Below are 5,319 nucleotides of genomic sequence, written 5' to 3' on the forward strand. Positions count from 1 at the left end.
CACTCTTTTTCACCTGGACTTTCTGGACTCTTGCTTCCCTGAGGACTCCTCGTCTTCTCAAGTACCAGAGGATCCTCCCTACGGTGGAAGAGGAGACCTCAAAACCCTCTCTTTTGAGGAAGAGGGTGAGCTTCTCCTTCCCCAGGAAGGGATAGGTCTCTTTGAGCTCTTGAATCCGCTTGAGGAGTTCTGGGGTCCACTTGGGTTTGCGGACCTTCTTAGGTCTTCTGGAGCGGTCCTCAAGGCTTTTCAAGTTCCTGGGGTTGAACTTCTCTTCCAGCGGTAGTAGGTGCTCCGGGCAATGCCATACCTCCTGCAGGTGACAGCAACAGGGTGGTTCCTGGCAAAGTCCAGGACCTCAAGGCGGATCTTGGCTTTCTTGGAGAGTCCATGGATCTTGGCAAGCTTTGCCAAAGAGGCATACCCAAAGAGGGACTCAAGGTGGAGTGAGGAACCGGAGAAGCGGGATAGTTTCTGTCCCTCTTGTGCTACTCTTTGCCATGGGAAGAGAGGCCTCCTTTCTCTGTCTTTTCACTCTTTGGAGTTAGGATACAGGCCTCTCTTCTTTTTTGTCTACCCTACCTGTTGCAGATCTGTGTGAACCGGGACAGGAAACCCATATAAAAACTACGGGTAAATCCGGTAAATCTGACGAGGGAAGGGAATGGTCTCCCGAATGTGGTGGATACCACAGATCCATGCAACGGTTCGCTCAATGCCAAGGCCAAACCCAGAATGGGGACAGGTTCCAAACCGGCGGAGATCAAGGTACCACTCAAAGGCTTCTCGGGGGAGGTTGTGCTCCCGAAGGCGTTCCTCAAGAAGGGCAAGGTCGTGAATGCGCTCGCTACCACCAATAATTTCTCCGTACCCCTCTGGTGCTATGAGGTCATCGTTGAGGACAAGCTCGGGATTCTCGGGATCCGGCTGCATGTAAAAGGCCTTTATGGCCTTGGGATAGTGATGGATGAAAACGGGGCGATCAAACTCCTCGGAAATGGCTGTCTCTTCGTCGCCACCAAAATCATCGCCCCACTCCGTGGGAAATCCCTTCTTCTTGAGGAGTTCCACCGCTTCAGAGTACGAAATGCGGGGGAAGGGCGGAACGACTCTCTTCAAGGGTTCCGTATCCCGCTCAAGGATCTCAAGCTCTCGGGAACACTCGGCAAGGACCTTCTGAACGACAAAAGAAACAAGCCGCTCCTGAAGTTTCAGGTTGTCCTCAAAGGTGAAGAAAGCTGCCTCGGGCTCAACCATCCAGAACTCGGTGAGATGACGGCGGGTCTTGGATTTTTCCGCTCGAAAAGCCGGAGCAAGGCAGTAGACTTTCCCAAAGGCCATGCAGGCTGCCTCCATGTAGAGCTGTCCGCTCTGGGAGAGGTAAGCCTTTCCAAGGTCAAAGTACTCAAGCTCAAAGAGTGTTGTTGTTCCCTCACAAGCAGCGGGGGTGAGAATTGGGGGATCGATAAGGGTGAACCCTTCTTTCTGGAGGAACTCGTGAATTCCCATGATAACGGTGTTGCGGATTCTGAGGATGGCATTCTGTCGCCGAGAGCGGAGCCAGAGATGCCGGTGTTCCATGAGGAACTCCACGGAGTGCTCTTTCTTCTGAATCGGGTAGTCCTCCTGGGCAAGGGAAAGAACCTTCACGCCCTGGACTTCAAGCTCATATCCGCAGAAAGGCGCACGGGGTTCCCGTTTCACCCTTCCACGCACAAGAAGAGCGGATTCAAAGGGAAGGCGCTCAAGAAACTTCAAGTCCTCCCGGGAAAAGACCTCGTTCAGGGCAACGGTGGCCTGAATGAATCCGGTTCCGTCCCGAATGATGAGGAAGACAATCTTCCCGCTGGAACGCCGGTTCGCAAGCCATCCCCGGAGCTCAACATCTTTTCCTTCCCACCAGTCAATGTTTTCGATAGAAGCCCAGGGAAGCGGATCTGCCGTCCATCCTCGTTCAAACACGGGATTTCTCACCATACTTCCACCCTCGTTTCTCCATCTCTTCAATGAAGCGCACAACGTAGTCGACAAGGGCCTGGAACATCTTTTCTCCTTTTTCCCTTGTTCCTTTTTTGGGGTCCCCTGTTGCTCCATACGGCGTGAGCTCCTCAAACCGCCACTTAATCTCAAGTCCTTCCGGGAGATCCGGAACCACACCTCGAGCCTCGTCCATGCGGCAGAGCTCAGGAAAGAGGTAGAGAACGATAGAGGTTTCGCCTTCCCCTGCGTGTCCAAGTCCTCCCCATACTTCAAAGGTTCCCGGAGGAAGAAGTTCTCCTGCTGTAACCCACCAGGCAGGAAGACAGGCCAGGAAGGCCTGCGGGTATTCCACCTTCACGGACCGAGCAGCAATTTCGATAGGCGCAATATTCCCATCGTGGCCGTTGATGATGAAGATACGGGAAATCCCCTGCTTTATGCAGGAGGTCAAAACGTCTTTAAGGACCTCCACCATGACTTCCGGCCGGAGAGTCAACGTGAAAGGAAAGGCATCGTAGTGGAAACTCACACCGTAGTAGAGAGGGGGAAGGACAAGCATTCTTGGAACTCTCTTTGCCACCTCAAGGGCAATGGCCTGAGCCACAAGGGTATCCGTTCCAAAAGGTAAATGGAACCCGTGATTTTCACTCGAACCCACTGCTACAATAGCCTTGTCAAAATTTCCTTCCTTGAAGTCCACATAGGTCATCTCGGGATGGAAAACTCGGCCCATGCTTTTTCCTCCTTTCTCCCTCTTGAAACACCTCTTCGTTTCCCCATGAGGCCCTCCGGCTTCCAGAGCATGACCACGATAAGGAGCAACGCGTACACGAGTTCAATGAATCCATAGAGCTTCAGGTGCTCCTCAAGGGGCTTCAGTGCGTACCGGAGGGTAAGAAGGAGCACCGCCCCGACAATTGGTCCACTCATTGTTCCCATGCCGCCGACGATGAGCATAACGACAATCTGAAAGGTCATGGCAAAGGAAAATTCAAAAGGACGAATAGCTTTGGTGAAATGGGCGTACAGCCCTCCAGCCACCCCTGCGAAAAATGCTCCCACCGCAAACGAAAAGAGCTTGTACTTCATCGGATAAATACCCAGAACCTGGGCTGCTGTCTCGTCATCTCGAATGGCCATCATTGCTCTGCCAAAACGGGAATTCACGATTCTCCACACAACGTACACCGTGACAAGAAGCCAAAGAAACGTCCAGTACAGGTTCGTGTAGAGGGGAATGGCGCTTATGCCCATAGGTCCCCGGGTAATGCTCTTCAAGGTTTTGGCCCCCGAAGGCGCAGGACCGGAGCACCCACAAGGAGGGCGGCACAGCTTGCCAGCAGTCCCCCCACAAGAAGGGCTGGAAAAAAGGGCCAGGCAGCATTCGGTCCCCCAAGGAACCACGGAAGACGAGGAAGCTCGTACGCTTCACGCAGGGGTACAGGAAAGGTTAAGAGCGTAGAAGCATACGCACCAATGGCCATGAAGGCCGCATGTCCCAGGGAGAAAAGCCCCGTATACCCATTCGTGAGGTTAAGGCTTACGGTGGCAATGGAGTAAATCCCCATGAGAATGAGGATATGCAGAATGTACCGGTTCAGAGTACGCTCAGCCACAAAAAGGGCTCCAAAAAGGATAAGTCCTCCAACGATGAACCAGAGCTCCTTTTTCATACCCGCACCTCTTCCCTCATTCCCATAATCCCCGAGGGACGGACAAGAAGAACAAGAATGAGAATGGCAAAGACAATTCCATCACGGTACTCTGCGAAACGAGTGGGCAAAAAGGCAATGGAAAGCACTTCAGCAAGCCCAAGGACAAAACCCCCAAGCATAGCCCCGGGAATACTCCCCACTCCCCCGACCACTACGGCAACGAACGCCTTCACTCCGGTTAAAAAACCCATATCGTAGGAGATCTGGCCGTACTTTGCTCCCCAGAGGAATCCCGTAAAAGCGGCAATGGCCGACCCCAGGATAAAGGCAACCGAAATGACCCGGTTCACCTCTATCCCCATGAGGTTAGCAACTTCAAGGTTTTCGGCGGTAGCCCGCATGGCGATGCCCATTTTCGTCCGTTTCACGAAAAGATGGAAGGCCACCATAATGAGAAGAGAAGACAGGATAATGAAAATATCCACCGTTCGGAAAGTCAAAAAGGGAGTTCGGTAGAGAGTAGCAAGAAAAGCCGGCGTTTTGAAAGCGTACGGTTGAGGGGATACGAGGAGTTTCGTGAAGTTTTCGATGAACGTGTAGAAACCAAGGGATGTGATGAGCAGGGCAACCTCTGGTCCGCCTCTCAGCTTTCGGTAGGCCACAAAATCAAGGACAAGCCCCATGAGTCCCCCAAACCCAAGGACAAGGAAAACCGAAGCCACAAAAGGAAAGCCAAGCCGAAAGAAGACGAAATAGATGAAGAATGCTCCCAAGGTAATGAGGGCTCCATGGGCGAAATTAATGAGTCGGAGAATCCCATACACCACCGTCATTCCCAGGGCAAGGAGGGCATAGATGCACCCAAGAATCACACCGTTCATGCTCTGCTGCAGGAAGTACGAGAGTGAGAACATGCCTATCCTCCCAGGTAGACCTTTTTTACCTCTTCAAGGGATTTTACTTCCTTGGGAGTACCGGAAATTTTCACCACTCCTGTTTCCAGAACGTAGACGTAGTCAGCAACACTCATCGCCATGGGAGCACTCTGCTCTACAAGGAGAATCGTGACACCCTTTCCCCGAATGTTCTGAATGAGGGCGTAGAGTTCCCGGACGATGAGGGGAGCAAGACCAAGAGAGGGCTCGTCAAGGAGCATGAGCTTGGGCCTTGACATGAGACCCCGTCCTATGGCCAGCATCTGCTGTTCTCCACCGCTTAGGGTCCCGGCAATCTGATTTTCTCTTTCTTTCAAGCGAGGGAAAAGACGGTACACTTCCTCAAGATCTCTGAGTATTTCTTCCTGGTCATTCCTGTGGTACGCTCCCAGAAGAAGGTTTTCCCGAACCGTAAGGCGATTGAAAATCCCCCTTCCCTCGGGAACGAGGCAAATCCCCATGCGGACCCGCTGCGGTGCAGAAAGGGTGGTGACATCTCTTCCGTTGTAAAAAATCCGGCCCTTTGCGGGCTGAAGGACCCCCACCACCGTTTTGAGGGTGGTAGTCTTTCCCGCTCCGTTAGCTCCAAGGAGAGCCACAATCTGTCCCTCCCGAACCTCAAGATCGAGTTCCTGTACCGCCGGAATGACACCGTACCTTACCGTAACCTTTTCGAGCCTAAGCAGCGAGATCACCCGTCCCCAAGTAGGCTTCAATGACCCGAGGGTCTCTGCGAACTTCCTCAGGAG

7 protein-coding genes and 1 pseudogene are annotated in these 5,319 nt (G+C 52.9%); all 8 read right to left on the reverse strand.

Annotated elements, in window-relative coordinates; translation table 11 throughout:
• The coding region (locus tag H5U36_08570) for a helix-turn-helix domain-containing protein (protein ID MBC7218170.1) at positions 1–253 on the reverse strand (253 nt) is incomplete at its 3' end.
• On the reverse strand, positions 250–414 hold the full coding sequence (locus tag H5U36_08575) for a helix-turn-helix domain-containing protein (protein ID MBC7218171.1): 165 nt from the start codon (positions 412–414) through the stop codon (positions 250–252). The genes H5U36_08570 and H5U36_08575, both read right to left, overlap by 4 nt.
• Positions 415–627: 213 nt before the next feature.
• Positions 628–1,977, reverse strand: a complete 1,350-nt coding sequence (gene asnS / locus H5U36_08580; GenBank protein ID MBC7218172.1) for an asparagine--tRNA ligase — start codon at positions 1,975–1,977, stop codon at positions 628–630.
• The gene (locus tag H5U36_08585; protein ID MBC7218173.1) at positions 1,955–2,713 is read right to left on the reverse strand and encodes a creatininase family protein; all 759 of its coding nucleotides are present in this window, start codon (positions 2,711–2,713) and stop codon (positions 1,955–1,957) included. The genes asnS and H5U36_08585 overlap by 23 nt, the downstream gene beginning before the upstream one ends.
• A pseudogene (locus tag H5U36_08590) lies at positions 2,686–3,653 on the reverse strand (branched-chain amino acid ABC transporter permease). The gene H5U36_08585 and the pseudogene H5U36_08590 overlap by 28 nt, the downstream one beginning before the upstream one ends.
• Positions 3,650–4,549, reverse strand: coding sequence for a branched-chain amino acid ABC transporter permease (locus H5U36_08595; protein ID MBC7218174.1), 900 nt, complete (start codon positions 4,547–4,549; stop codon positions 3,650–3,652). Before H5U36_08595 ends, H5U36_08590 begins: the two are co-directional and overlap by 4 nt.
• A 2-nt stretch (positions 4,550–4,551) precedes the next feature.
• Positions 4,552–5,256 carry an ABC transporter ATP-binding protein gene (locus H5U36_08600; protein ID MBC7218175.1) on the reverse strand — a complete coding sequence of 235 codons (705 nt, stop codon included), beginning with the start codon at positions 5,254–5,256 and terminating at the stop codon, positions 4,552–4,554.
• On the reverse strand, positions 5,249–5,319 hold a 71-nt coding region (locus H5U36_08605; protein ID MBC7218176.1), incomplete at its 5' end, for a hypothetical protein. The genes H5U36_08600 and H5U36_08605, both read right to left, overlap by 8 nt.

Source organism: Candidatus Caldatribacterium sp., assembly GCA_014359405.1.
Taxonomy (GTDB): Bacteria; Atribacterota; Atribacteria; order Atribacterales; family Caldatribacteriaceae; genus Caldatribacterium; species Caldatribacterium oleiphilum.

Excerpts from the sequence above, each read along its gene's own strand:
- H5U36_08585 (MBC7218173.1), bottom strand. The coding sequence starts at position 2,713 with ATGGGCCGAGTTTTCCATCCCGAGATGACCTATGTGGACTTCAAGGAA.
- H5U36_08595 (MBC7218174.1), bottom strand. The coding sequence starts at position 4,549 with ATGTTCTCACTCTCGTACTTCCTGCAGCAGAGCATGAACGGTGTGATT.
- asnS (MBC7218172.1), bottom strand. The coding sequence starts at position 1,977 with ATGGTGAGAAATCCCGTGTTTGAACGAGGATGGACGGCAGATCCGCTT.